The organism is Saccharothrix isguenensis, from assembly GCF_052936305.1.
This window is the reverse complement of sequence record NZ_CP193626.1, coordinates 2,929,045-2,952,972: the sequence shown is the minus strand read 5'-3', so window position 1 is coordinate 2,952,972 and position 23,928 is coordinate 2,929,045. Positions and strand designations below refer to the sequence as shown.

The 23,928-nt window shown below is 72.3% G+C and carries 22 protein-coding genes; 10 read left to right on the top strand and 12 right to left on the bottom strand.

All coding sequences use genetic code 11. The annotated features are described in order from the left end of the window. Positions 1 to 40: 40 nt before the first annotated feature. The 3 genes from ACRAKI_RS13935 to ACRAKI_RS13925 form a co-directional block, all read right to left on the bottom strand. Positions 41 to 2,239 carry a M20/M25/M40 family metallo-hydrolase gene (locus ACRAKI_RS13935; protein ID WP_447007492.1) on the bottom strand — a complete coding sequence of 733 codons (2,199 nt, stop codon included), beginning with the start codon at positions 2,237 to 2,239 and terminating at the stop codon, positions 41 to 43. A gap of 52 nt (positions 2,240 to 2,291) precedes the next feature. Continuing rightward, entirely contained in the window at positions 2,292 to 3,770 is a 1,479-nt protein-coding gene (locus ACRAKI_RS13930) for a serine/threonine-protein kinase (protein ID WP_447007491.1), read from the bottom strand. Positions 3,771 to 3,926: 156 nt separating this feature from the next. Then, the gene (locus ACRAKI_RS13925; RefSeq protein WP_447007490.1) at positions 3,927 to 5,213 is read right to left on the bottom strand and encodes a CoA transferase; all 1,287 of its coding nucleotides are present in this window, start codon (positions 5,211 to 5,213) and stop codon (positions 3,927 to 3,929) included. Between the two features lie 72 nt (positions 5,214 to 5,285). On the opposite strand from ACRAKI_RS13925, the gene ACRAKI_RS13920 reads away from it, so the two are divergent. From ACRAKI_RS13920 to ACRAKI_RS13900, 5 genes are all read left to right on the top strand, one after another. Continuing rightward, positions 5,286 to 6,455 (top strand): cytochrome P450, encoded by a 1,170-nt coding sequence (locus ACRAKI_RS13920; protein WP_447007489.1) that lies wholly within the window; start codon positions 5,286 to 5,288, stop codon positions 6,453 to 6,455. A 150-nt stretch (positions 6,456 to 6,605) separates the two neighbouring features. Further along, the gene (locus ACRAKI_RS13915) at positions 6,606 to 7,085 is read left to right on the top strand and encodes a DUF6346 domain-containing protein (RefSeq protein WP_447007488.1); all 480 of its coding nucleotides are present in this window, start codon (positions 6,606 to 6,608) and stop codon (positions 7,083 to 7,085) included. 6 nt (positions 7,086 to 7,091) lie between these two features. Continuing rightward, positions 7,092 to 7,568, top strand: a complete 477-nt coding sequence (locus ACRAKI_RS13910) for a YbaB/EbfC family nucleoid-associated protein (RefSeq protein ID WP_447007487.1) — start codon at positions 7,092 to 7,094, stop codon at positions 7,566 to 7,568. A gap of 4 nt (positions 7,569 to 7,572) precedes the next feature. Beyond that, positions 7,573 to 7,905, top strand: coding sequence for a type VII secretion target (locus ACRAKI_RS13905; protein ID WP_447007486.1), 333 nt, complete (start codon positions 7,573 to 7,575; stop codon positions 7,903 to 7,905). After that, positions 7,902 to 8,786 carry a hypothetical protein gene (locus ACRAKI_RS13900; protein ID WP_447007485.1) on the top strand — a complete coding sequence of 295 codons (885 nt, stop codon included), beginning with the start codon at positions 7,902 to 7,904 and terminating at the stop codon, positions 8,784 to 8,786. Before ACRAKI_RS13905 ends, ACRAKI_RS13900 begins: the two co-directional genes overlap by 4 nt. 335 nt (positions 8,787 to 9,121) lie before the next feature. On the opposite strand, the gene ACRAKI_RS13895 is transcribed toward ACRAKI_RS13900, so the two are convergent. From ACRAKI_RS13895 to ACRAKI_RS13860, 8 genes are all read right to left on the bottom strand, one after another. After that, positions 9,122 to 10,126 carry a sugar phosphate isomerase/epimerase family protein gene (locus ACRAKI_RS13895; protein WP_447007484.1) on the bottom strand — a complete coding sequence of 335 codons (1,005 nt, stop codon included), beginning with the start codon at positions 10,124 to 10,126 and terminating at the stop codon, positions 9,122 to 9,124. Then, complete coding sequence (locus ACRAKI_RS13890) at positions 10,123 to 11,262, bottom strand: Gfo/Idh/MocA family protein (protein ID WP_447007483.1); 1,140 nt, start codon at positions 11,260 to 11,262, stop codon at positions 10,123 to 10,125. Before ACRAKI_RS13890 ends, ACRAKI_RS13895 begins: the two co-directional genes overlap by 4 nt. Positions 11,263 to 11,308: 46 nt before the next feature. Then, complete coding sequence (locus ACRAKI_RS13885) at positions 11,309 to 12,355, bottom strand: substrate-binding domain-containing protein (RefSeq protein ID WP_447007482.1); 1,047 nt, start codon at positions 12,353 to 12,355, stop codon at positions 11,309 to 11,311. A 57-nt stretch (positions 12,356 to 12,412) separates the two neighbouring features. Beyond that, positions 12,413 to 13,405, bottom strand: coding sequence for an ABC transporter permease (locus ACRAKI_RS13880; RefSeq protein WP_447008418.1), 993 nt, complete (start codon positions 13,403 to 13,405; stop codon positions 12,413 to 12,415). 11 nt (positions 13,406 to 13,416) lie between these two features. Then, positions 13,417 to 15,000, bottom strand: coding sequence for a sugar ABC transporter ATP-binding protein (locus ACRAKI_RS13875; protein WP_447007481.1), 1,584 nt, complete (start codon positions 14,998 to 15,000; stop codon positions 13,417 to 13,419). 212 nt (positions 15,001 to 15,212) lie between these two features. After that, positions 15,213 to 16,418: an ROK family transcriptional regulator gene (locus ACRAKI_RS13870; RefSeq protein ID WP_447007480.1), complete on the bottom strand. Its 1,206-nt coding sequence runs from the start codon at positions 16,416 to 16,418 to the stop codon at positions 15,213 to 15,215. 44 nt (positions 16,419 to 16,462) lie between these two features. Next, positions 16,463 to 16,783: a winged helix-turn-helix domain-containing protein gene (locus tag ACRAKI_RS13865; RefSeq protein WP_447007479.1), complete on the bottom strand. Its 321-nt coding sequence runs from the start codon at positions 16,781 to 16,783 to the stop codon at positions 16,463 to 16,465. Further along, positions 16,780 to 17,238, bottom strand: coding sequence for a hypothetical protein (locus tag ACRAKI_RS13860; protein ID WP_447007478.1), 459 nt, complete (start codon positions 17,236 to 17,238; stop codon positions 16,780 to 16,782). Before ACRAKI_RS13860 ends, ACRAKI_RS13865 begins: the two co-directional genes overlap by 4 nt. Positions 17,239 to 17,610: 372 nt before the next feature. Between ACRAKI_RS13860 and ACRAKI_RS13855 the strand changes: the two genes are divergently transcribed. Genes ACRAKI_RS13855 through ACRAKI_RS13840 form a run of 4 tightly spaced genes read left to right on the top strand, consistent with a single transcriptional unit; the run spans position 17,611 to position 21,189 of the window. After that, positions 17,611 to 18,420 carry a transglycosylase SLT domain-containing protein gene (locus tag ACRAKI_RS13855; RefSeq protein WP_447007477.1) on the top strand — a complete coding sequence of 270 codons (810 nt, stop codon included), beginning with the start codon at positions 17,611 to 17,613 and terminating at the stop codon, positions 18,418 to 18,420. A gap of 7 nt (positions 18,421 to 18,427) precedes the next feature. Further along, positions 18,428 to 19,081 carry a formylglycine-generating enzyme family protein gene (locus ACRAKI_RS13850; RefSeq protein WP_447007476.1) on the top strand — a complete coding sequence of 218 codons (654 nt, stop codon included), beginning with the start codon at positions 18,428 to 18,430 and terminating at the stop codon, positions 19,079 to 19,081. Continuing rightward, positions 19,078 to 19,980 carry an aminoglycoside phosphotransferase family protein gene (locus ACRAKI_RS13845; protein ID WP_447007475.1) on the top strand — a complete coding sequence of 301 codons (903 nt, stop codon included), beginning with the start codon at positions 19,078 to 19,080 and terminating at the stop codon, positions 19,978 to 19,980. Before ACRAKI_RS13850 ends, ACRAKI_RS13845 begins: the two co-directional genes overlap by 4 nt. A 30-nt stretch (positions 19,981 to 20,010) precedes the next feature. Beyond that, a complete protein-coding gene (locus ACRAKI_RS13840; RefSeq protein ID WP_447007474.1) occupies positions 20,011 to 21,189 on the top strand; it encodes a glycosyltransferase in 1,179 nt (392 codons plus the stop codon). 11 nt (positions 21,190 to 21,200) lie between these two features. Here ACRAKI_RS13840 and ACRAKI_RS13835 read toward each other — a convergent pair whose 3' ends face one another. Then, a complete protein-coding gene (locus ACRAKI_RS13835; RefSeq protein ID WP_447007473.1) occupies positions 21,201 to 22,649 on the bottom strand; it encodes a BNR repeat-containing protein in 1,449 nt (482 codons plus the stop codon). Positions 22,650 to 22,750: 101 nt separating this feature from the next. Between ACRAKI_RS13835 and ACRAKI_RS13830 the strand changes: the two genes are divergently transcribed. Further along, positions 22,751 to 23,899: a substrate-binding domain-containing protein gene (locus ACRAKI_RS13830; RefSeq protein WP_447007472.1), complete on the top strand. Its 1,149-nt coding sequence runs from the start codon at positions 22,751 to 22,753 to the stop codon at positions 23,897 to 23,899. Positions 23,900 to 23,928: the final 29 nt, after the last annotated feature.

Below are 23,928 nucleotides of genomic sequence, written 5' to 3'. Positions count from 1 at the left end.
AGGCGCCGAACGCGGGCGCGAGTCGCATCGCGACGAGACGTCAAAGCCGGAACACGGCCCGCACCAGCGCGGCGTCGTACGGGCGGTTGCCTGACTGGACGGGCATGGTGTCCGCCGGACGCGGCCCGACCAGGGCCGCCGCCTCGGCGGGCAGGCCGATCCAGTGGTCGGCGACGGCGACCTCCAGCGGTGTGCCGGGGTCCAGCTCGCACGTGATCTCACGGCTGGTCGGGCCGTACAGCTCCAGCGTGGCGCCGGCCAGCTCCGCACCGCCGGACCGACAAACCCGCCGGTCCGACAACGTCACCTGCGTCCGCCACGCGGAAGCAGTGGGGGTGACGCGGAATTGGACCGTGCGGACGTCCCCGTCGGTGGCCTCGACGACGGTCGCGGTGGGCGCCGGCAGGGCGAGGCGAGGGGCGTCGGCGCGCATCAGCGGGTCGTCCAGCATCGGGTAGCGACCGGTCAAGTTCACCCGTTCCGGGTTCTCCCCCAGCACGCGGGACGTCCACGGGTCAGGCGCGGGATCGGCGGAGAGCCAGTCGGCCCGGCCGGTTTCGGTGTCCAGCAGGTAGATCAGCGAGTTGGGGCGCGGCTCGTCCGGGTCGAAGCCGAACCGCGCGGTGCCCACGGCGATCAACGCCACCGCGACCACGGCCACCCCGACCGCCATCGCGCCGGGACGCGGCAGCAAACCCAGCAACGGCATCAGCAGCACGCCCGCGAGCAGCGCGAACACCACGCCCGCCGCGCTCAGCGGCATCCCCAGCGCCACCATCAGCGTGCCCACCAACGGCGGGAAGATCGCGGCGGCCACGAGCGGCGGGAGGAAGGCGAGGCGAGGTGCCCACAGCGCGGGCAGACCGAGCAGCAACGTCCACTGGAACAGGAACCCGACGCCCGGAGCCGCCACCGTCGTGGCCACCAGCAGCGCGGCCGTCAGCGCCAGCACCCCGGCGAGCACCTCGGCCGGCGACCACCGCCGCACCACCCGGACCGCCGCGAACAGCACCGCCAGCCCCACCGCCAGGAACCCGGCGACGAACCAGCCCCGCTCGTACGGCTCCGACAACGCCAGGAACGCCAACTCCGGCCGCACCGCCGTCACCAGCGCCCACAGCCCGAACGCCAGCGCACCGGCCACGACCACCGCCCCGACCGCCACCCCGGCGACCGCGAGCACCGCCCGCACCCGCAACCGTCCACTCCGGATGCCGAGTGCCAGCCCCAGCACCGTCACGACGGCGAGCGCCACCGCCAGCCACGTCGGGTAGTGCACGAGCACGCGGGAGAACAGGTCGAAGTAGACGGCGTCCCCGTCGCCGGCCCGCAGGTCCCGGTCCCCCAGGACCCGCACCAGCCCGACCATCGTCTCGCCGTGGTGCTGGAGGCTGCCCCGGTCGAGCCGCTCCAGGTCGTCGTAGGGCGAGTGGTAGTCCCGCACGTCTTCGATGAACGCGCTGTTCAGACCGCGCGCCCCGGCGTCCAGGAACACCGTGAAATCGCTGTAGTTCGGCATCCGCTGGTAGACCTCGGACGCCATCGAGTTCGCGATCGGCCGACTGCTCGCCGCGCCGAACGCCGACACCAGCGGCCCGTTGTCGGCGCCGGTCTGGAACATCCACACCGGCCCGCCACTCCCCCGTGCCTCCCAGTTCAGCACCGCCCCGAGCCCGTCCACGCCGTGCCGCCGCACGTACGCCTCCGCGCCGAGCGTCCCGAACTCCTCCCCGTCGGTGAACAGGAACACGACGTCGTTGCGCACGTCGGCGGTCCGGAGCGCGCGCAGGGTCTCCAGCATCGCCGCGACCGCCGCCCCGTCGTCGGCCGCGCCGGGACCGGTGGGCACCGAGTCGTAGTGCGCGACCAGCATCAACGCCTTGCCGCCGCTCACCGACGGGTCCGTGCCGGGCACGCGTGCGACGACGTTGTGCGCGGTGGCCACGCGGACCACGTCGCGCCACGGGTGGACCACGTCGTCGGACTCCACCGCGACCTCGGCCCCGAAGCCGCGGGCGGTGTCGGCGATGTACTCGCGGACCCGCGCGTTGTCGGCCGACCCGATCGGGTGTGGTCGCTGGGCGATCGCGACCAGGTGCTGCTCGGCACGTCCGGCGGCGAACTCCCCCGCCGCCGCGTCCGCCAGGGGCGCGGGAGGCCGGAACGCCAGCACCGCCAGCGCGCCCACCGCCGCGACCACCGCGAGCAGGGCCAACACCCACATCCGCCGGACGATCATCCGGAGACCTTAACCGGGCGAAAACGGGATCGACAGTGCCGCACCGCGCCGGCTACGACTGGCCGTCGATCATCCACTGCCCGTCGACCTCGACCAGCGTGTAGACGTGCCGCTCGACCTCGTTCGCGCCCGACTTGCGCGTGTACGACACCGACGCCGACACCTGGTTCGGGCCGACCACCTGCACGCCGCTCACGGTTACCGCGCTCATCTGGTCCCAGAACCCCCGGTAAGCCTCGAAGCTCGGCGCCCGCGCGGCCTTGAACCCGGCGGTGAGCCGGCCGTACGCGGTTTCCAGGTCGTTCGGGACGAGGCCGTAGTAGTCGGCCAGGGCCTGGTCGGGGCCGACCGCGACGGGCGCCTCGGCCGTGGTCGTGGTCTCCGCTGCCGTGGTCGTCGGCGGCTGCTCCGGTTCTTCCGAGGTCGGGTCGGCGGGTTCGGCGGCGGCGACGGTCGTGGTCTGCGCCGTTTCGGTCGTGGTTCCGTCCTCCCCCGCCGAGGGTGACCCCTTCTCACCCCGGCTGACCAGGTAACCGATCAGCACCGCGGCCATCACTGCCACCACCGCGAGTGCGACGAGCGCCTTCCGGTCACGTCGGGGTTGCTCCTGGGGAGTGGGCTGGGGGTCGGCGGGCGTCGGACCGGCGGGCGCGGGGTCGACGGGCGCGGGCATGACGGCGGTCGGCCGAGGCGGGGGCGGCGGAAGCGCGGGGGCCGCAGCCGGGGTCTCGTCGAACCGCACGTCCCGCAGCATGTCCGCCGCCTCGGGCATGGTCGGCCGGGTGTCCGGGTTCGTGTCGAGCAGGCGCAGCAGCACCGGGGCCAGCGGCCCGGCGTTGCGCGGCGGCGGGAACCGGCCGTCGGCGACCCGGTGCAGCAGGGCGATGGTGTTGCCGTCCGCGCCGAACGGCGGCGCGCCCTCCACCGCCGCGTAGAGCGTCGAGCCCAGCGCGAACACGTCCGCCGGGAACCCGCCCGTCCCACCGCGCGCCACTTCCGGCGCCAGGTAGGCGGGTGTGCCGACGAGCATCCCGGACGCGGTGACGGTCACCTCGTCCGCCGCGCGCGAGGTGCCGAAGTCGGTGACCTTGACCGTGCCGAACTCGGTGACCAGCACGTTGCCCGGCTTCACGTCCCGGTGCACGACCCCGGCGCGGTGCGCGGCGGCCAGCCCGGACGCCAACTGCACGCCCAACCGCGCCACCTCGTCGGGCGGGAGGGTGCCGCGCTCGCTGATCAGCGTGGACAGGCTGCGCGACGGCAGGTACTCCATCACCAGCCACGGGTGGCCGTCGTGCTCGACCACGTCGTACAGGGCGATCACGTTGGCGTGCTGCAACTTCGCCGCGATGCGCCCCTCCCGGACCGCGCGGTCGATCGACTCCTGGTCGAAGCCGGCGCGGAACAGCAGTTCCTTGACCGCGACGATGCGACGGAGCCTCAGGTCCTCGGCCCGCCACACCACCCCCATCCCACCGGCCCCGATCTTCTCGGTCAGCCGGTACCGGCCTGCGATAGTGCGGTCCTCCACCCGTGCTCCCAACGTCGCGCGCACGTCCGGCGACCGGGGTACCCGATCGAGTGACCCTTCGAACGTGCGTTTCAGTGGTAACACTTCAGGGGCGCTTTGTCCGCTCACCACGCGGGGGTCGATCCGGGCTGTGACCAGCGCGCCACCTCACCGTCCTCAGTGGACCGGATCGGACCAGCGGGGTTCGTCGGAACCCCACGAGGACGACGGTTTCGCCCACGTTCCGCGTTCGGTGAACGGCGGGCGGGCGTGGCGGAGCACGCCGTACGGCGAGGCTGTCTCCACCAGCCAGGGTTCGGGGTCGTAGTCGCCCCGGGCGGGTGAGGGGTCGATGTCGTGCAGGAGCCACGACGCGGTGCCCGCGAGCGACAGCCTGATGTGGTGGCCCCGTCGGTCGGCGAGGGCGCGCAGGACCGCGGCGGCGAGCAGGTAGCCGGTGCCGTGGTCCAGGGCCTGGGCGGGCAGCGCGCCGGGGACGCCGTCCGCGCCTTCGACCGCCGCGATGCCGGTGGCGGCCTGGACGAGGCTGTCGAACCCGCGCCGGTGCGCCCAGCCGCCGGTGCGGCCCCAGGCGGAGAGCTGGGCGACGACCAGGTCGGGACGCCTGTCGTGCAGCGCTTCGAGGCCACGCCGTTCGAGTGCGCCGGGCCGGTAGCCGGTGACGAGCACGTCGGCCCGGTCGAGGAGGTCGTCGAACACCTGCCGGTCGTGGCTGGTGGCGAGGTCCAGCAGGGCCGAGCGCTTGCCCATGCCGGTGTCCGCGTGCGCGTCCGGGTCTTCGGGGAGGTGCGGCGGGTCGACGCGGAGGACGTCGGCGCCGAGGAACGCGAGCGTGCGGGTGGCGACCGGACCGGCGATGACCCTGGTGAGGTCGAGGACGCGGACGCCCTCCGCGGGGCGGGATGCCGGCGGCAGCGGGCGGATCGCGGTGCCGGTGCGGGTCGTTTCGACCAACGGGCGTCGCGTCGGATCGGGTTCGGCGCGGACCGCGACGGCCAGCCCACCCGCGTTGTAGACGGTCTCCTGCACTTCCAGGGCTCGCCTGGTCGCCAGCTCGCGTTCGAGCGCGTCGGCGGTGGTGCCGAGCGCTTCGAGCAGGCGGGTCCGGTGGTGCGGGTAGTTGGCGTGGGTGCGGACCCAGCCGTCTGCGGTGCGCCAGAACCCGGACAGCGGCGCGAAGGTGGCGCCGGGCCGTCCGTCGATCCGCAGGTGGCGCTCGCTGACGAACGCCGTGGCGACGGCGGCCTCGTCCACCGTCACCACCGGCACGGGCGTCCTGTTGCGCTGAGCCGCCAGTTCCGCCGCCGCGAGCGCGCACACGCCGACTGTGGCCCGTGCCATGTCGCGCACGGGCAGGCGGGCGTCCAGGACGTCGCCCGCCGTCCGGTGCTCCACGGTCAGGTCGGGTCGTCCGCCCAGTGCCGCCCAGGCTTGCGCTGTCACCGCGTCCACATCGAGCAGTGTGCTGGTCCTCAGGCCTTTCCGGCGCGGATGACGGCTATAAGGTCGATCACCATGGACTACCCGATCGCGCGTCGTCCCGGCTTCGACCCGCCGGCGGAGTTCGCGTCGTTGCGCCAGGAGTCGCCCGTGTGCCCGGTGTCGTTGCGGCACGGGCAGCAGGCGCACCTGGTGACGCGGTACGACGACGTGCGGGCGGTGCTGCGGGACCACGGGCGGTTCTCGTCCGATCCGAGCAGGCCCGGTTTCCCGCAGTTGCGCCCGGTGGTGGACCGACAGGCCGCGCCGGGCAGCTTCCTGGTCACGGATCCGCCCGCGCACACCCGGTACCGGCGCATGCTGACCGGCGAGTTCACCGTGCGGCGGATGACCGCGTTGCGGCCCGAGGTGGAGCGGATCACCCGGGAACGGTTGGCGGCGATGTGCTCCGGGCCGCGCCCGGCGGACCTCGTGACCGGGTTCGCGCTGCCCGTGCCGTCCGACGTGATCTGCCTTCTGCTCGGCGTGCCGGTGTCGGACCAGGACTTCTTCTCCACCCGCAGCCGCGCCCACCTCGATCGGACGTTGTCGGCGGCGCGGGTGCGGACGGCGCTGGACGAGCTGCACGCCTACCTCGCGGACCTGATCCGCGCCCGCCGCGAGTCACCACGGGACGACCTGATCAGCCGCCTGGTGCGGGAGCCCCGGTTGACCGACGAGGAGGCCGTCGGGATGACCGTGCTGCTGCTCGTCGGCGGGCACGAGACGACGGCGAACTCCATCGCGCTGTCCGTGCTGGCGCTCCAGCGCGACCGGGCGCAGTGGGAGGCCCTGGTCGCCAGGCCCGGTCTGGTGGACAAGGCGGTGGAGGAGCTGCTCCGCTACCTCAGTCCCGTGCACCAGGGCGTGGTGCGGGCGGTGACGGGCGAGGCGACGGTCGGCGGCACGGCGTTGGGCGCGGGCGAGGGCGTGATCGCGTCCCTGTTCGCCGCGAACCGCGACCCGGCCGCGTTCCCCGAACCGGACCGCCTCGACTTGCGCCGCAACCCCAGGTCACACCTCGCGTTCGGCACCGGGGTGCACCAGTGCGTCGGCCACCTGCTGGCTCGTGCGGAGCTGCGGGTCGCGCTGCGCGCCCTGGTGACGGACCTGCCGACGCTGCGCCTGGCCGTGCCGTTCGAGGACGTCGAGTTCAAGTTCGACGCGCCGATCTACGGCCTCCGGTCCCTGCCGATCACCTGGTAGGCCCGCCCGCCCGCCTGCCGCCACGTACACCCGTTCGGCCGATCGAGCGTCGTAAACCTCCGATCGCCGGAATCGCCGAAACGGGGGAACCGGGTGTGCGATCCTCGCGTCGGACGGCAGAGCACTCGGGGACGAAGGTGGGACTGACTCGTGAAAGCGGTGGCAGGGCTGATCGCCCTCGCGGTGTGGGCGAGCGCGATCATGCTGGGCCTGAGCGGGATGACCCACTACCAGCCGCAGGCCGCGACCGTGGACGTCACGGACCGCGGCACGGCCCGGGTGGTCGACTGCGTGGAGGAGGGGCCGATCGGGGGCCTCGGCGTCGGCTACTGGTGGACGTGCCAGGCCGACGTCGTGTGGGACGGCGGTGAACGTGAGCGGGTGACGGCGCAGCCGGGGCAGTTCAGCCCGGACGACCGCGACCGCGACGTGCCGGTGGTCCAGCGCACGGTGCTCGGCAACAAGGGTGGCGGGCCGGGGACGCCGAAGGTGTACCGGGCGGATTTCGAGCCGAGCGCGGTGCTCGGGGTCGGGTCGCTGCTCGCCGGGATCGGGCTGGGAGGTCTGCTCGCCCTGATCATCTTCGGGGCCGCGCTGTCCCGGACCAAGGCACGACAAAGAGGGAAGTGAGTGGGTATGAATCCGGCCACAGGTGACCCGGACGCGTTGCTGCGGAGCTGGGACCAGCAGATCCAGGCCAAGCTCAAGCAGGCCGACCAGATCTCGCAGGCGGCGCGCGAGCTCAACGTCACCGAGCGCTCGAAGGACGGCGCGGTCTCCATCACGGTCGACAGCGGCGGCAACGTCACCGCCCTCGACCTGACCGACGCCGCGCTGCGCAAGCCGCCCGCGCTGCTGTCCGCGGAGATCCTCGGCACGATGCGCGCCGCCCAGGCGCAGATCGCCGGCCGGATGCAGGAGGCGATGGCGCCGATCGTCGGTGGGGACTCGGCGACCATGGACGCGATCATGGGCGGGTACAGGGAGAAGTTCCCCCCGCCGCCCGAGCCCGACGGGACCGCGCCTGCCCGCGCCCCGCGACCGGATGACGACGACGACTTCGGCGGCCACAACTGGGCCACCGACCGTCCGAACGACAAGAGCGGGTGGTGACCAGATGACGGACGGTTTCGGCGTCCACACCGACGCGATGCGGCAGCACGCGGGCCGGTTGGACGGTGTGGTCGAGCAGATCGGCGTGGCGCAGGACGCCGCCACGCAGGCCACCATCAGCGGCACGACGGCCTACGGCATCCTGTGCAGCCCCCTCCTGCTGCCGTTGATGGGCTCCATCGAGGCGATGGGGCACGCGGCAATCGGCACGGCGAACACCGTCGTCTCCGCGACGTCGGAGTCCATCGTCGCCATGGCCGACACCTACGACGCGGTCGACGGGGCCGTCGAAGGCGCCTTGTCCAAGATTCTCGAAAAGCTGGGGTCCCTCGGATGAACAACCCGCTGATCGCTCCGCCGACCGCGAACGACGGCTACGACCACCTCACCGGCATCGGCATGGTCGAGCCCGCGACGGACGCCGTGCTGGCCGTGCAGCGCGGGGACTGGCTGGAGGCCGGCGTCAACGCCGGAGCCACCGCGATCGACGCGCTCGGGTTCATCGCCGACCCGTTCGGCAGCCTGCTGACCTCGGCGTTCGCCTGGTTCATGGAGAACACGTCACCGCTCAAGGAGATGCTCGACGCGCTCGCGGGCAACCCCGGCGTGATCAACCAGAACGCGGGCACCTGGGGCAACGTCTCCGACGCCCTGGGCCGGGCGTCCGAGGACATGGTGCGGATCGTCGAGTCCGACACCGCGCAGTGGGAAGGGCCCGCGGTGACCGCGTACCGCCCGGTCGCGCTCGCGCAGGCCGGAGCGATCAAGGCCGCCTCGGTCGCCGCGAGCGGTGTGGGCGCCGCGCTGACCGGCGCCGCCGCGGCGGTCGCCGTGGTGCGCACGACCGTGCGCGACCTGATCGCCATGGGCATGAGCGAGCTGGTGCAGTGGCTCATCCGGGCCGCCGCTGCCGCCGCCATCACCCTCGGCCTGGCCACGCCCGCGATCGTCGCCGACGGCATCCGGGTCGTGGTGAAGTGGGCCAACAAGGTCAAGGAGTGGATCGACAAGATCGTCAGCACCATCCGCAGCCTGTCCAAGCTGGTCGACAAGTTCCTCGGCATCCTGGAGAAGGTCAAGGACGCGCTGGCGAAGGCGATGCCGAAGATCCCGTCCGGCGCGGCGGACGACATCGCCGAGACCATCGTGACGCAGGTGCCCAAGAACACCGGTGTGTACGGCACGCAGGGGGACGACCACCAGTACTCGACGCGCTGACGCCGTCGTGGGTCGGGCCGGCGCGGCCGTGCGCCGGCCCGACGCGCGCGGTGCGACCGGTAGTGGCGACTCGTCGTGGTGGCGCATGAGGTGGTCCCGGTAGCGGCCGAGAGCTGCGGGGTGGACCGGGTGTTCGAGGCCGCTGCGACCACGCGACGAGCGGGAGCTGTTCGCGGAGGTCACCTGGAGCGCCCTGCATCGCCGACGCTCCCAACGGGCCGACCACGTCATAAGCGGCAAAGGGCGCACAAGCGGCATGGGGAAGGGCCGCCGGTCCGGTTCGCCCCTGCGGCACGGATCGCGGCCGGAGCGGTCCGCGATCCGTGCCCACCGGGCTACTCCCCCGTGCTGAAGGCGGCGTCGAAGGAAGCCGCCGGCGGGTCGAACAGGTGCCGCCGGATGAACCCGACCGCCTCCTCCGCGCCCCGCAGCCGGTCCATGCCGGCGTCCTCCCACTCCACCGAGATCGGCCCGCGGTAGCCGATCGCGTTCAACGCGCGGAACGACTCCTCCCACGGCACGTCGCCGTGTCCGGTCGACACGAAGTCCCAGCCCCGCCGGGGGTCGGCCCACGCCAGGTGCGAGCCCAGCCGCCCGTTGCGCCCGTCGAACCGCTTCTTCGTGTCCTTGCAGTCCACGTGGTAGATCCGGTCGGCGAAGTCGAGGATGAACCCGACCGGGTCGAGGTCCTGCCAGACGAAGTGCGACGGGTCCCAGTTCAGCCCGAACGCGGGCCGGTTGCCGACGGCGTCCAGCGCCCGCCGCGTCGTCCAGTAGTCGTAGGCGATCTCCGACGGGTGCACCTCGTGCGCGAACCGCACCCCGACCTCGTCGAACACGTCCAGGATCGGGTTCCAGCGCCGGGCGAAGTCGTCGAACCCGGCGTCGATCACGGCCTGCGACACCGGCGGGAACATCGCCACGTACTTCCAGATCGAGGACCCGGTGAAGCCGACGACGGTGTCCACGCCCAGCTTGGCCGCCGCGCGCGCCGTGTCGGCCATCTCGGCGGCGGCGCGCTCGCGCACCGCCTCGGGCTCGCCGTCGCCCCAGATCCGCGCGGGCAGGATGGCCTGGTGGCGGAAGTCGATCGGGTCGTCGCACACGGCCTGGCCGACCAGGTGGTTGGAGATGGCGAACACCTCCAGCCCGTGCCTTTCGAGCATCGCGCGCTTGGCCGGCACGTACTCGTCGTCCGCCAGCGCCTTGTCGACCTCGAAGTGATCGCCCGAGCAGGCGATCTCCAGCCCGTCGTAGCCCCACCCGGACGCCAACCGGCACACCTCCTCGAACGGCAGATCCGCCCACTGACCGGTGAACAACGTGACCGGACGGCTCATCGACTGTCTCCAATCGCGGTCCACGCGGACTGCCGTCCGGCGCTCTCCTCCACCGCCGCCAGGACCCGCTGGACGCGCAGGCCGTCCGCGAAGCTGGGCGCGGGGTCTTCGCCACCGCCGATGGCGGTCAGGAAGTCCGCCACCTCGTGCGTGAACGTGTGCTCGTAGCCGATCAGGTGACCGGGCGGCCACCAGGCGCCGAAGTAGGGGTGCTCCGGCTCGGTCACCAGGATCCGCCGGAACCCGGCCGACGGCCCGTCGTCCTCGAAGTACGCGGACAGCTCGTTCATCGCCTCGAAGTCGAACGCCAGGCTGCCGCGCGTGCCGTTGACCTCCAGCCGCATGGCGTTCTTGCGGCCCAGCGCGTACCGGGTCGCCTCGAACGTGCCCAGCGCGCCGGACGAGAAGCGGGCCAGGAACACGGCCGCGTCGTCCACCGTCACCTCGCCGCGCCCGTCGCCGTCCGGCCGTGACCGCACGAAGGTCTCCGTCGTGCCGCTGATCCCGGTGATCAGGTCGCCGGTGACGTACTGGGCGGCGTCCACGATGTGCGCGCCGAGGTCGCCCAGGGCCCCCGAGCCGGCGAGTTCGCGCCGCAGCCGCCACGTCATCGGCGCCTCCGGGTCGGACAGCCAGTCCTGGAGGTAGACCGCGCGGACGTGCCGGATGTCGCCGATCCGGCCTTCCGCGACCAGCTCGCGGGCCAACGCGATGGCGGGCACCCGGCGGTAGTTGAACGCGACCATCGACCGGACGCCCCGCGTCGCCGCCTCCTCGGCCGCGGCGGTCATCGCCTCGGCTTCGGCCACCGTGTTGGCCAGCGGCTTCTCGCACAGCACGTGCTTGCCCGCGGCGAGGGCGGCGAGGGCGATCTCGGCGTGGGTGTCGCCGGGCGTGCAGATGTCGACGACGTGCACGTCGTCCCGGGCGACGAGCGCGCGCCAGTCGGTCTCGACGGCGGCCCAGCCGTACTTGGTCGCGGCCTCCTTCGTGCGCACCGGGTCACGTCCGCCGAGAACGGCCAGGCGTGGTGTCAGCGGCACGTCGAAGAACCGGTGGACGCTGCGCCACGCGTGTGAGTGCACCGCGCCCATGAACGCGTGGCCGACCATGCCCACGCCGATCTCGTCTGTCATCAGGGAACCTTTCACAGCAGCGGTGTCCGAGAGCCCGGGGACCGGGTCAGGAGTCGAAACCGACGTCGAGGTACTGGTCGACGTTCTCCTTGGTCACCACGGCGGAGTAGGTGGTGATGGACGCGGGGACGTCGTGCTCGGCCAGGTCGCCGATGCCCTTGGCCTGGCCCAGCAGCCGGGCCAGCGCGATCGCCGAGGACGCCATCGACGGGCTGTAGAGGACGGTCGCCTTGACCACGCCGCTGTCGGCCTTGATCAGGTCCATCATGTTGCGCGACCCGGCGCCGCCGACCATGACGAACTCGGTGCGGTTCGCGCTGTCGATGGCCGCCATCACGCCGATGCCCTGGTCGTCGTCGTGGTTCCACAGGGCGTCCAGCTTGGCCGCCGACTGGAGCAGGTTCGCGGTCTGCTGCTCGCCCGACTCGGACGTGAACGACGCCGAGACACGCGGTCCGACGGAGAAGCCGGCGCGCGCCAACGCGTCCCGGAAGCCCTTGCTGCGTTCCTGGGTGAGCGGCAGCGAGTCGATGCCCGCGACCTCGCCGATGATCGGGTTGCCGACGTTCCTGGCCTTCATCTGCTCGGCGATGTACTCGCCGGCGTTGACGCCCATCCGGTAGTTGTCGCCGCCGATCCACAACCGGTAGGCGAGCGGGGTGTCGAAGATCCGGTCGACGTTGACCACCGGGATGCCCGCGTCCATGGCCTGACGGCCGACCTCGGTGAGCGCCTTGCCGTCGAACGGCAGCACCACCAGCACGTCGACCTTGTCGTTGATCAGCGTCTCGACCTGGCCGATCTGCTGGTTGACGTCGTTGGTGCCCTCGGTGGCCTTGAACGTGACGTCGGCGAACTGGTCGGCCTGCGCCTTGGCGTTCTTCGTCATCGCCGCCATCCAGCCGTGGTCGGCGGCGGGCGCGGAGAACCCGATGGTGACCGGCTTGCCCGGCTGGCTGTTCTGGCCCGATCCGCCCGCGACGGCGTTCGGCGCGGTGTTCGCGGACTCGTTGGACGTGCAGCCGGCGAGGATGGCGGCGGTGCCGACGGCGGTGGTTCCCCAGAGGAAGCGGCGACGGTCGAGTGAGGACATGGCTGGCTCCCGGGCGTGGGTGGGATTGGGGAGGGGACTGGCGGGGTGCGCCGTGCGTCAGGTGGTGTGCGCTCCGCGGTGGCGGGCTGTCGTCCGCTGGAGGAGCACCGCGGCGACGATGATGACGCCCTTCGCGATGTTCTGGATGTCGGTGTCGAGGTTGTTCTGGGTGAAGATGTTGCCGACCACGGTGAAGATGAGGACGCCGATCAACGTGCCGATCAACGAGCCGCGTCCGCCGCTGAGCAGGGTGCCGCCGATGACCACCGCGGCGATGGCGTCGAGTTCGTAGAACATGCCGTTGGTGGACGCGCCCGAGGTGGTGCGGGCGACGACCATGATCGCGGCGATGCCGCAGCACAGGCCGGCGATGCCGTAGACGAGCGCGGTGTGCCGGCGGACGTCGATACCGGCCAGGCGGGCGGCTTCGGCGTTGCCGCCGACGGCGAACGTGCGGCGGCCGAACGTGGTGCGGTTGAGCAGCACCCAGCCGACCGCGAACACGGCGGCCAGCATCCAGATCAGCACCGGGATGCCGAGGACGTCACCGCGGAAGAACGTGGAGAACCCGGTCTCGGTGACGACCTGCGTGCGGCGGCCGGACAGGCGTTCGGCCAGGCCCTTCGCCGACGCGTACATGGCGAGGGTGGCGATGAACGGCACTATCCGCCCGTACGAGATCAGCACGCCGTTGACCAGGCCGCAGCCCAGGCCGACCAGCAGCGCGCACAGCACCATCACCACCGGCCCGTAGGACTGGGTGGCGACGGTCGTCATCCACACTCCCGACAGCGCCACGAGGGAGCCGACGGACAGGTCGATGCCGCCGCTGATGATCACGAACGTCATGCCGACGCTGACCACGCCGATCGCCGCGGCCAGCCGCAGCATGGTGGAGATGTTGGCCTCGGTGAGGAAGCTGTCCGGTCGGGTGAGGTACCCGACCGCGCACAGCACCACCAGCACGCCGAGCAGGCCGGTCAGCCTCAGGTCGAGGTGGCGGCGGTGCTTCCGCGGCTCCTGGAGCGGCGCTGATCCCTGGTCGAGCACCCGGGCTTCGGTCACTGGACCTCCTCCTCCGTCACAGCCGCTGTGTTCCCGGTCATCGGGCTCTCCGTGACGGCGCTGCCGGTCATCACGATGTCCAGCACGGCGGACTCGGTGAGCTCGGCGGCCGGCCGGTCCGCGACCACTTCGCCGTCGCGCAGCACCAGCACCCGGTCGGCCAGGCCGAGCACCTCGGCGACCTCGCTGGACACCAGCACCACGGCCACGCCGGCCGCCGCCAGTTCGTGGATCACCCGGTACAGCTCGGCGCGCGCGCCGACGTCCACGCCGCGCGTCGGTTCGTCCAGCAGGAGCACCTTGCAGCCCCTGACCAGCCAGCGCGCCACGACGGCCTTCTGCTGGTTGCCGCCGGAGAACTCGGCGACCAGCCGTCGCGGGTCGGCGGGTCGCAGGTCCAGCCGTTCGAGGGTGGCCTTCGAGTCCTTCAGCTCGCGAGCGCGGTCCATGAAACCGGCGCGGCTGTAGCTCGGGAGGCTGGACAGCGTCACGTTGTGCGCGACCGACAGGCCCAGCAGCAGTCCTTGGGCCTTGCGCTCCTCGGGCGCGAGGCCGATGCCCGCTTTCACGGCCGCGACGACGCTGCCCGGCCGGACCGGTTTCCCGTCGACCGCGACGTGCCCGGAGTCCGGTTTCCGAGCTCCGAACACCGTCTCCAGGATCTCGCTGCGCCCCGCGCCGACGAGGCCCGCGATGGCCAGCACCTCGCCCGCGTGCACGTGGAAGGTGACGTCCTTGAACTCGCCCGCGCGGCAGAGGTCGGTGACGGTCAGCACCTCGCGGCCGGTGTCGATGGTGGACGTGTCGCGGTGCGGGAAGACCGTCTCGACCTTGCGGCCGGACATGAGGTCGACCAGGTCGGCGGTCGGGGTGTGCGCGGGGAGGTTCGCGGCGACCGTGCGGCCGTCCTTGAGCACGGTGACCCTGGTGCCGATGCGGCGGATCTCATCCAGGCGGTGCGAGATGTAGAGGACGGACACGCCGTCGTCGGTCAGCTCGCCGACGATCCGGAACAGGTTGTCGACCTCGTCGGCGGCCAGGGCGGCGGTCGGCTCGTCCATCACGATGAGCCGGGCGTCGTGGACCAGGGCGCGGGCCATCGAGACCAGCTGCTTGCCGGCCGCCGACAGCGTGCCCACCTCGCGGTCCGGGTCGATCTCGGGGTGGCCGAGGCGGGCCATCAGGGTCCGGGTGCGGTCGCGGGCCGCCGAACGCCGGGTGAAGCCGAACCTGGCCGGTTCGTGGCCCAGGAAGACGTTCTCCGCGACCGTGATGTCCGGGACGAGGTCCAGCTCCTGGTACATGGTGGCTATGCCCAGCCGCAGCGCGGCGACCGGCGACGGGAGGGTGGTGGTCGCGCCGCGCCAGGTGATCTCGCCGTCGTCGGGCTGGTGCGCGCCGGACAGGACCTTGATCAAGGTGGACTTGCCGGCGCCGTTCTGGCCGAGCAGGCAGTGCACCTCGCCTTCCGCCACTTCCAGGTCGACCTGGTCGAGGGCGCGCACGCCGGGGAAGGTCTTGCCGATGCCCGTCATCCTGAGCAGGTTCGACTCGCGTCGGCCTTCCGTCTGCGCCTGCATCGTCGCTCCGGCTTCGTCAGGGGGTCGAATCGTGGTCCAGCTCACGTTTCCGGGTGGGTTGTGCCCGATCTTGACAGTTCCCCGTGCGGAGTCACAACGGTTCGGGCCGACTTTCGCCACACCGTTGCAAAAGTCGGTTCGGTTCAGCCGGAAGCCCGTTGCTTTCGCAAATGCCGTGAGCGGTTCGTTACGACCCGACCAGCCGGGTCCGGTCAGCCCGCCGGGGAGAAGGCCCGGTCGGTCGCGGACCAGGCCGCGCCGGTCACGCCGGCCAGGTCGCCCAGCTCCGACAGCACGATGGGCAGGTTGCCGGTCGCCAGCGGCAGGGACCGGCGGTAGACGGCGCTGCGGACCTCGGCGAGCAGGGAGTGGCCCAGCCTCGACACCCCGCCGCCGATGACGACCATGCCCGGGTTGAGGAAGCTGACCAGCGACGCGACCGCGTGCCCCAGTCGCCGGCCGCCTTCACGGACCAGGTTCGCCGCGGCGAAGTCGCCCGCCGCGGCGGCGGCGCCGACGTCCTCGGCGGTGAGCACGCCCTTGTCGCGCAGGGCGGTGGCGAGGGCGACGGAACGCCCGCTGCGGGCCAGCGCGGTGGCGTCACGGGCCAGCGCCGCGCCGCCGAAGTAGGCCTCCAGGCACCCGACCTCGCCGCACGCGCAGGCCGGGCCGTAGTCGTCCAGCCTGATGTGCCCGATGTCGCCGGCCGTCCCGGCCACACCTCGGTAGACCCGTCCACCGAGGACGATCCCGCAGCCGATGCCGGTGCCGACCTTGACGAAGATCAGGTCTTCGAGCGACCGGGCGACGCCCGCGTGGCGCTCGCCGAGCGCCATGACGTTCACGTCGTTGTCCACGGTGACCGGGCAGCCCCACCGGCCGGCGAGTTCGTCGCGCACGGGGTAGCGGTCCCAGCCGGGCATGATCGGCGGCGCGACCGGCATGCCGTCGCGGAAGCTCACCGGACCCGGCAGCCCGATACCGGCGCCGATCAGCCGGCCCGGCGACTTGGCGTAGACGAGGTCGGCCAGCTCGGCGACCCGGCTCAGGACCTGCGCGGGGCCGTCCCGGACGTCGCAGTCCTCACTGCGGCTCTCCAGCACCTCGCAGCGGCCGTCGGTGACCGCGACGGTGACCGAGGTGGCGCCCACGTCGATCCCGAGGACGCGCAGGTCGTCGGACAGGTGGAGGAGCGTGGACCGCCGCCCGCCCCGGCTCGCCGCCGGTCCGCCGATCTGCACGAGCCCGACGTCCACCAGCCTGGGCAGCTCGGTGGCCAGCTTGGCGCGGGGCAGCCCCAGCCGTTCGCCCAGCGCGACCCGGGACATCGCACCCTCGTCGCGGAGCAGCCCGAGCAGCTCCGACTGCCTGCCGGAGACGACATGCGGCTGCTGCCCGCTGCCCTTCGCGCTGCTCATGACCTCAACTTACGGCCGGTGACGCGGTGTGGGCGCACGGCCCGTCAGGTCGACACCTCCGGTGCCGTGTCCCGCACTCCGGCGGCGAGGCGCTGGAGCGCGTCGACGTGCGCGCGCAGTCGGGCCCGGCCCAGGGTGGTCAGCCTCAGCCAGGTCCGGGGGCGGCGGCCGACCGCTCCCTTGCGGATCTCCAGGTAGCCGGCCTCCTCCAGGGTCCGGGAGTGCTTGGACAGCGCCGAGTCGCTCAGGCCGGTGGTGTCGCGGACGACCTGGAAACCGGCCCACTCAGGACCGACCGCGAGCGCCGCGCACAGCGACAGCCGCGGCAGCGGGTGGATCACCGGGTCGAGGTCGGACGCGCTCATCTGCCCTCGACCACGTCACGCCGGATCGCCCGGTTGACCAGCCACACCTGCCGGGCGGTCAGCCCGCCGGCGAGGACCGCGCAGCCGATCGCCGCGTAGGGCTGGTCGAGCAGGGTCAGCCCCCACACCACCACCACGCTCCCGGCGATCACCGCCGCGGTGGGCACGAGGAGCGCGCGCAGAGCCGGGTACGGCCTGCTGTGGGCCAGCACGTCCAGCCCGGACCGCCGCCGGTACTCCAGCAGCAGCGCCAGCAGCAGCGCCGTGGCGACCAGCCAGTACGGGAACGGGGGCAGGCCGAACCGGCCGTGGTCGCGCGCCAGCAGCGGACCCAGCAGGACGCCGGTCCAGGCGACGGCGAACGCCACCCGGTACCACCACGGCAGGTTGATGCGGTCCGCCATCGCCGCACGCCGGCGGCGCACGGCGGCCAGGCCTTCCTCGGGATCGTCCACGTTCGCCTCGTCCCCTCCAGGCAGCGGCTTTCCACTGAGAAAGTACTTTCGCCCGGCCACCGCCGCCGAACGGGTGACGGAGGTTCACCCGACCTTGAGCAACCTCATCACTCGTTCGTGACCGTCCCGACATAACGGTGACGATTCAGAAGACAGAGAGTAGTCACCGGACCCATCTAACGTGACCCGCGTCACCCATTAACGCGGTTTGCTTGCCTCTCTAAAACACGAACGGTTACGTTCTCGGCCGCAGATCACGGTTCCATCACCGAACGGACACGGGCCACTCATCCCCGAAAACGGCCCCGTGGCCACCTGGATCCCCCGCCGGGTTCCGGTGACGGAGTTCCCCGACCGCAGGAGGCTGCACCGTTGGCTCGGCATGTCCGTCACAAGAACAAACGTGACCAAACCACGTTCCACGTCCCACCGCCGCCGCCCGGCTACAAGGGCGCGCACCGGGCCGAGTCCGAGCGGGTCCTCCCGCGGCGCATCGCCGGTGTCGCGGTGGCCGTCGGCATCGTGGGCGCCGCCGGAGCCGCGGCCCACGCGATGACGGGACAGTTCAGCCCCGTGGCCGGCGGAGCGGACCTCGGTGGTGTGCCGGACCAGTCGGCGCCCGTCGCCAAGGTCGAGACCGTGCACGCGGTCGACCTCGGGTCGGAGACCGCCCGGATCATCCGCCAGGAGCAGCTGGCCGCGATGCAGGCGTTCAACCAGGCCAGCGGCGTCGCCCAGGACGGGTACGCGGCGCGCAAGGCGGCCGAGGAGCAGGCCGCGCGTGAGGCGTGGGAGGCCGCGGAGGCGCGCAAGCCGCCGAAGCAGCGTCAGATCGAGGGCTGGATCCGCGAGGCGATCGGCGTCCTGGCCGCGAACGGCACCCCGATCACAGAAGACAGCATGGACGAGATCTACACGATCATCATCAAGGAGTCGAACGGCAACCCGAACGCCGTCAACACCTGGGACTCCAACGCCGTCCGCGGCACACCGTCCAAGGGCCTGATGCAGTGCATCGACCCGACGTTCCGGGCCTACATGCTGCCCGGCTACGGCGACATCTACGCCCCGGTCGACAACATCATCGCCGGTGTCCGCTACACGTACGCCCGCTACGGCGGCTTCGGCAACCACCCGGGCCTCGTGGGCATCCGGCAGGGCAGCGGCTACGTCGGCTACTGAGCCGGGGATGATCACCGCCCCGCCTGGCCGGGTCACGCTCACGCACCGCGGCGCCCAGCGCACCTGGTCCGTCGACGTCGAGGCGTTCGAGATCGCCGCCCACCCGGTGACGCAGGCGCGCTACGCGGAGGTCACCGGGGAACGGCCGGGCGCCGCGCACGGCGACCGGTTGCCCGTCGAGGGCGTGTCGTGGTTCGACGCGGTCCGGTTCTGCAACGCCCTGTCGCTCCTCCATGGCCTGACCCCCGCCTACCGGGTCGATGCCGACGACGTCGAGTGGGACGTGTCCGCCGACGGCTACCGGCTGCCGACCGAGGCCGAGTGGGAGCACGCGTGCCGTGCCGGTACGACGAGCGCGCGCTACGGAGCGCTGGACGACGTCGGCTGGTACCGGGGCAACTCCGACGAGCGCGTCCACGAGGTCGGCGGGAAGCAGCCCAACGCGTGGGGCCTGCACGACATGCTCGGCAACGTGTGGGAGTGGTGCTGGGACATGCACGACGTCGAGGTCAAGGGCATCTACCGGGTGCTGCGCGGCGGCGGCTGGTTCGACGAGCACTGGAGCTGCCGCGCGTCCGTCCGCCGCCGCAGCCACCCGAAGTTCAAGATCGACGACGTGGGGTTCCGCATCGCACGCACGGCATCAACACGCACGGCATGAGCGCGCACAGCACGGGCGGGTGGGCCGTTCCGGCGGCTTTCGCCGAGGCCACGATCGGTCGTGAGGGTGCGGCGGGCCGGCGGTGGGTCGAGTCGCTGCCCGCGTCGGCCGCCGAGTTCCTGGACCGCTGGTCCTGCACCGCGTCCGGGCCGACGGTGCACGGTTTCGTCGGCGTGGTGATCCCGGTCGTCCCCGCGGACGGGTCCGAGGCGGTGCTGAAGCTCGGGTTCCCGGGGTCGTCCAACGCGGCGGAACCGGTGGCGCTGGCGGCGTGGAACGGCAACGGCGCGGTGCGCCTGCTGGAGCGCGACGACAGCCGGTCCGCCATGGTGCTGGAGCGGTTGCGGCCCTTGGCCCAGCCCCCGTCCGCGCCGTTCACCGCCGTGGGCCGGCTCGTCCGCCGACTGGCGATCGCCGCACCGCCCGGTGTGCCGTCGCTGGCGGACAAGGCGCTCCGGTGGGTGGAGGACGTGCCCGCCCACGCCGCGCGGCTGGGTTCACCGCTGCCGGCGCGGGTGGTCGACGCGGCCGTGGCCAACGCGCGCGACCTGGCGGCGGGGCCGGCCGTCCTGGTGCACGGTGATCTGCACTTCGGCAACATCATGGGCGACCACGCGGAACTGCGGGCCGTCGATCCGACCGGGTTGGTCGGCGATCCGGCGTTCGAACTACTCCCCCTCCTGCGCGGCGACTGGCTCGCCGTCGCCGGCGAACCGGACCTGAGGACGGCGGTGGAGCGACGGATCGCGGAGTTCGCCGAGGCCGCGGAAGTGGACCGGGAACGGGTCCGCCGGTGGACGCAGGCCAGGGCGGCGGAGTCCGCGCTGTGGTCGCGCAGCCTGCGCGAACCGGCCGTGATCACCGAGGTGGTCGACATCGTGGCCGCGCTGTTGGCGTGAGCCCGCGGGACGGCTCGATAGGGTGACGGGATGCGCGTGCTGCTGACGTTCGCCGGCGGGCTGGGCCACTTCCAGCCGCTGATCCCGCTCGCCTCGGCCGTGGCCGCCGCCGGCCACGCGGTCGCGATCGCGGCCGGTCCGGCGCAGCGGGAGGCGATCGAGGCAGCCGGGTTCACCGCGTTCGCGGTGGGCGACGGAGGCGACGACGTCCCGGAACGCCGGCCGCTGCTGGTACCCGACCGGGAGCGGGAGGAGCGCGACCTGCGCGAGGGCTTCGTCCGGCACGGCGCCGCCCACCGCCTGCCGCTCTACCTCGACCTGTTCGGCGAGTGGCGGCCGGACGTCGTGGTGTGCGAGGAGACCGACTTCGGCAGCGTGCTCGCCGCCGAGAAGCTCGGCCTGCCGTTCGCGAACGCGCAGGTGATCGCGTCCGGTTCGTTCGTGCGGCCGGCGGTGATCGGGGAAGCACTGGCCGAGTTGCGCGCCGAGCACGGTCTGGCGCCCGACCCGAACCTGGTCATGCTGCACCGCCACCTGGTGCTCTCGCCGTTCCCGCCCAGCTTCCGCCATCCGGCGTTCCCGTTGCCGCACACCGCTTTCCCGATCCGCCCGCCGGTCGGTCCGCGGGCCAGGTCGGACACGCCCACGGTCTACTTCACCCTGGGGACGGTGTTCAACACCGAGTCCGGCGACCTGTTCGCCCGCGTGCTGGCCGGGTTGGACGACCTGCCGGTGGACGTGATCGCCACCGTCGGCCGGCACATCGACCCGGCGGAGTTCGGCGAGCAGCGGCCGGGCGTGCGCATCGCCCACTACCTGCCGCAGTCCGAGGTGCTGCCGCGCTGCGACCTGGTGATCTCGCACGGCGGGTCGGGCAGCGTCATCGGCGCGCTGGCGCACGGCCTGCCCACGGTGCTGCTGCCGATCGGCGCCGACCAGCCGCACAACGCCGAGCAGTGCGCGCGGCTCGGGGTGGGGAAGGAACTGGACCCGGTCACCGCCACGCCGCAGGACGTGCGGGCGGCGGTGACGGAGGTGCTGGCCGATCGGGATTACCGGCAGGCGGCCGAACGGGTGCGGGCGGAGATGCTCCGGTTGCCCGAGCCCTCGGCGGCCGTGCCGCTGCTGGAGCGCCTCGTCGCGGACGAGTTGTCGGACCCGGTCGGGAGGATCAAGAACAGGGCGGCGGCCCGGCACACCACGGGGTAGCAGGACGCCCGTCAGCCGAGGCGGAAGTCGGCTACCCGGATCGGTGACGGCGTGGTGCCGCTGGAGCGTTGTTGGTACTGGACCGACAGGATGCCGTCCGCCGCCAGCCGGGACGTGTCGACGTTGACCTCACCGAACGCGTTCATCGACGGCCGGTCGAAGACGAGGGTCCAGTCGGTCCACCCGCCGGCCTTGCTCGCCGACACGATCCGACCGCGCGGCATCACGAGGTAGGCGTTGTCGGAGCGGTCGAAGACGAGTTTGGTGCGCTGGGTGCTGCCGGGCGCCACGGGCACCTCGCGCTTGGTCCACGTGCCGTTCGAGTTCCGCACGACGTGGAACGTCCGGCCGTACTGGGTGCGCTGCTGGGAGTAGTTCGAGACGCACTGCGTGAACCGGCCCGGCACGTAGCTGATCACCACGTGCGGTGTGCCGGTGGAGTCGGCGGCCTGCCCCTCCTGGTTCATCAGACCGTGGTTCGGGTCCAGCGGATCGGCCACCAGGCCCGGCGAGTTCACCGACACCCGCGTGCCACCGGTGTTGCCCACGACGCTGCCGCCCGCGTTGCGCCAGGTCCGACCCCGGTCATCGCTGTACACGTAGCCGGTCTCGTGGTTGGTCAGACCGCCGGAGTTGCACAGCACACCCGAGTTGCCCTCACGCCACGTGAACGCGACGTGCAGCCGTCCCCGCTGGTCGTAGGTGAGGCCGTGCAGGTACATGTTGCGAGTCGTGGACACGACCCCGTTCGGCCCCCTGTAGTTGCCCGTCGCCGACGACCACGCGCCCAACCGCCGCCACGCGCCACCGGTGTACTCGGCCAACTCGTTCACGCCGTTGCCGGACCCACCGGTCCGGTAGCTGAACTGCAAGGCGCCCTCGGGCGTGACGACGAACTGCGGGTACGTCATGGTGCCCAGCTCGACGCCGCCCAGGGTCCGCTGCACGGAGCCGAACACCGACGGTGACCACCGGTGCGAACCCGGTTGCGACGCGAGCCCGGCGACGGACTTCGAGTAGTGCAGCCGCGTGTTGTGCGTGTCCATCGCGACGTGCAGCGTGCCGTCCTGCGGTGAGATCCCCAGTGAGATCACGTTGTGCGAGTCGTTGGCGCTGAGCTGGTGCGGCAGCACGGCCTTCTCCCAGGTCCCGCCCAACGCCCGCCGCGCCACCACGGCATTCCGACTGGACGTGTACCAGGCCGCGTACTGGTGGCCGTTGTACGTCACCATCGCGTCCTGGAACGCGTTGTTGTTGACCAGCCCGTCGTACGACACGAAGTACAGCGCCGACTGGTCGAGCACGGTGTCGGACAGCAGCGTGACGCCCGGCCCGGCGTGCGCGACGCCCGGCTGGACCAGTGACGCGGCCAGCATCACCACCGCCGTCGTGAACAGCGCTCTGCGGGTGACCTTCCTCGGTGGGTGCACGGAGTTCTCGTCGTCCGACTGCGGCCTCATCGCCCGTCCCTCCACTGGAGTGATGAGGACCACCCCAGTCCGTGGCATAGTCCCGGGTCAACGAAACGAACAGAATCGATCGAAGTCGATCGGAACCGAAGATGCGACTGGCGGCGCGACGACGTGAGCTGATCCTCGCGGCGGTGAGGGCCCACGGGGTGGTCCGCTTGGCGGATCTGGCGGACCAACTGGGCGTGACGGCGGTGACGGTCCGCCGGGACGTGACCGCACTGGCCGATCGCGGCCTGGTGTCCCGGGTGCACGGCGGCATCACCATGCCGCACCACGGCGATCCGCCGCCGTCACCCCGATCTGCGCACACGCTCGTGGGCATGGTCGCGCCGTCCGAGGAGTACTACTGGCCGGCCGTGATCCAGGGCGCGCAGGCCGCCGTCACGGCCGCCGGCGGGCGGTTGGCGTTGCGCACGTCCTGCTACGACGCGGCCGAGGACCGGCGGCAGGTGGTGAAGCTGCTCGAACGCGGTGTGCAGGCGCTGCTGGTCGCGCCGAGCACCACCGGGGCCGCCGGGATCGACCTGTTGCGCTGGCTGAGCGGGTTGAGCGCGCCGGTGGTGCTGATCGAGCGGATGCCGCCGGCGGAGTTGCCGGTGATCGGACTGGACGCCGCCGTCACCGACCACGCGCTGGGCGCGGGGCTGGCCGTGCGGCACCTGGCGACGATGGGGCACCGCGCCGTGGGACTCGTGCTGTCGCGCCTGAGCCCGCACCGGGCGGCGATCCGGGCCGGGTGGTCGGCCGCGTTGTCGTCGCTGGACCTGTCGTCGGGCGGGGTGCCGGCGCTGGACGTGCCGCCGTACGGGTCGCCGGGGTGGGCGGAAGCGTGCGACGACGTGCTGGAGCGGTGCGTGCGCGCCGAGGTGCGGGCATTGCTGGTGCACGCCGACCGCGAGGCGATCGGCCTGCTGGAACGCGCCCGCGACCAGGGGTTGGACGTGCCGGGCGACTTGGCGGTGGTGTCGTACGACGACGAGGTGGCCGCCGCGTCGGACCCACCGTTGACCGCCGTCCGGCCGCGGAAGCACCGGCTCGGCGCGCTGGCCGCGCAGTTGGCCCTGGCCCGGGTCGCCGATCCGCTGGACCGGCCGGTGCACCGGGTCACCCTGTGGCCGAGCCTGACCGTGCGCGAGTCGTGCGGTACGTCCCGCGGGACGCCGGGGTGGCCGGCCGGAGCAGGGGCACAACCGCCTGACGGCCGTACCGGCGAGTTCGATCAACGTCTGAATGAATGATTGCCTGCCGGTCGCCCGCCCACCACGAT

Coding starts and splice junctions, on each gene's coding strand:
- ACRAKI_RS13870 (WP_447007480.1), bottom strand. CDS start 16,418: ATGAGCAGCGCGAAGGGCAGCGGGCAGCAGCCGCATGTCGTCTCCGGC.
- ACRAKI_RS13850 (WP_447007476.1), top strand. CDS start 18,428: ATGATCACCGCCCCGCCTGGCCGGGTCACGCTCACGCACCGCGGCGCC.
- ACRAKI_RS13840 (WP_447007474.1), top strand. CDS start 20,011: ATGCGCGTGCTGCTGACGTTCGCCGGCGGGCTGGGCCACTTCCAGCCG.
- ACRAKI_RS13905 (WP_447007486.1), top strand. CDS start 7,573: ATGACGGACGGTTTCGGCGTCCACACCGACGCGATGCGGCAGCACGCG.
- ACRAKI_RS13890 (WP_447007483.1), bottom strand. CDS start 11,262: ATGACAGACGAGATCGGCGTGGGCATGGTCGGCCACGCGTTCATGGGC.
- ACRAKI_RS13920 (WP_447007489.1), top strand. CDS start 5,286: ATGGACTACCCGATCGCGCGTCGTCCCGGCTTCGACCCGCCGGCGGAG.
- ACRAKI_RS13935 (WP_447007492.1), bottom strand. CDS start 2,239: ATGATCGTCCGGCGGATGTGGGTGTTGGCCCTGCTCGCGGTGGTCGCG.
- ACRAKI_RS13895 (WP_447007484.1), bottom strand. CDS start 10,126: ATGAGCCGTCCGGTCACGTTGTTCACCGGTCAGTGGGCGGATCTGCCG.
- ACRAKI_RS13830 (WP_447007472.1), top strand. CDS start 22,751: ATGCGACTGGCGGCGCGACGACGTGAGCTGATCCTCGCGGCGGTGAGG.
- ACRAKI_RS13865 (WP_447007479.1), bottom strand. CDS start 16,783: ATGAGCGCGTCCGACCTCGACCCGGTGATCCACCCGCTGCCGCGGCTG.
- ACRAKI_RS13845 (WP_447007475.1), top strand. CDS start 19,078: ATGAGCGCGCACAGCACGGGCGGGTGGGCCGTTCCGGCGGCTTTCGCC.
- ACRAKI_RS13835 (WP_447007473.1), bottom strand. CDS start 22,649: ATGAGGCCGCAGTCGGACGACGAGAACTCCGTGCACCCACCGAGGAAG.
- ACRAKI_RS13910 (WP_447007487.1), top strand. CDS start 7,092: ATGAATCCGGCCACAGGTGACCCGGACGCGTTGCTGCGGAGCTGGGAC.
- ACRAKI_RS13900 (WP_447007485.1), top strand. CDS start 7,902: ATGAACAACCCGCTGATCGCTCCGCCGACCGCGAACGACGGCTACGAC.
- ACRAKI_RS13875 (WP_447007481.1), bottom strand. CDS start 15,000: ATGCAGGCGCAGACGGAAGGCCGACGCGAGTCGAACCTGCTCAGGATG.
- ACRAKI_RS13885 (WP_447007482.1), bottom strand. CDS start 12,355: ATGTCCTCACTCGACCGTCGCCGCTTCCTCTGGGGAACCACCGCCGTC.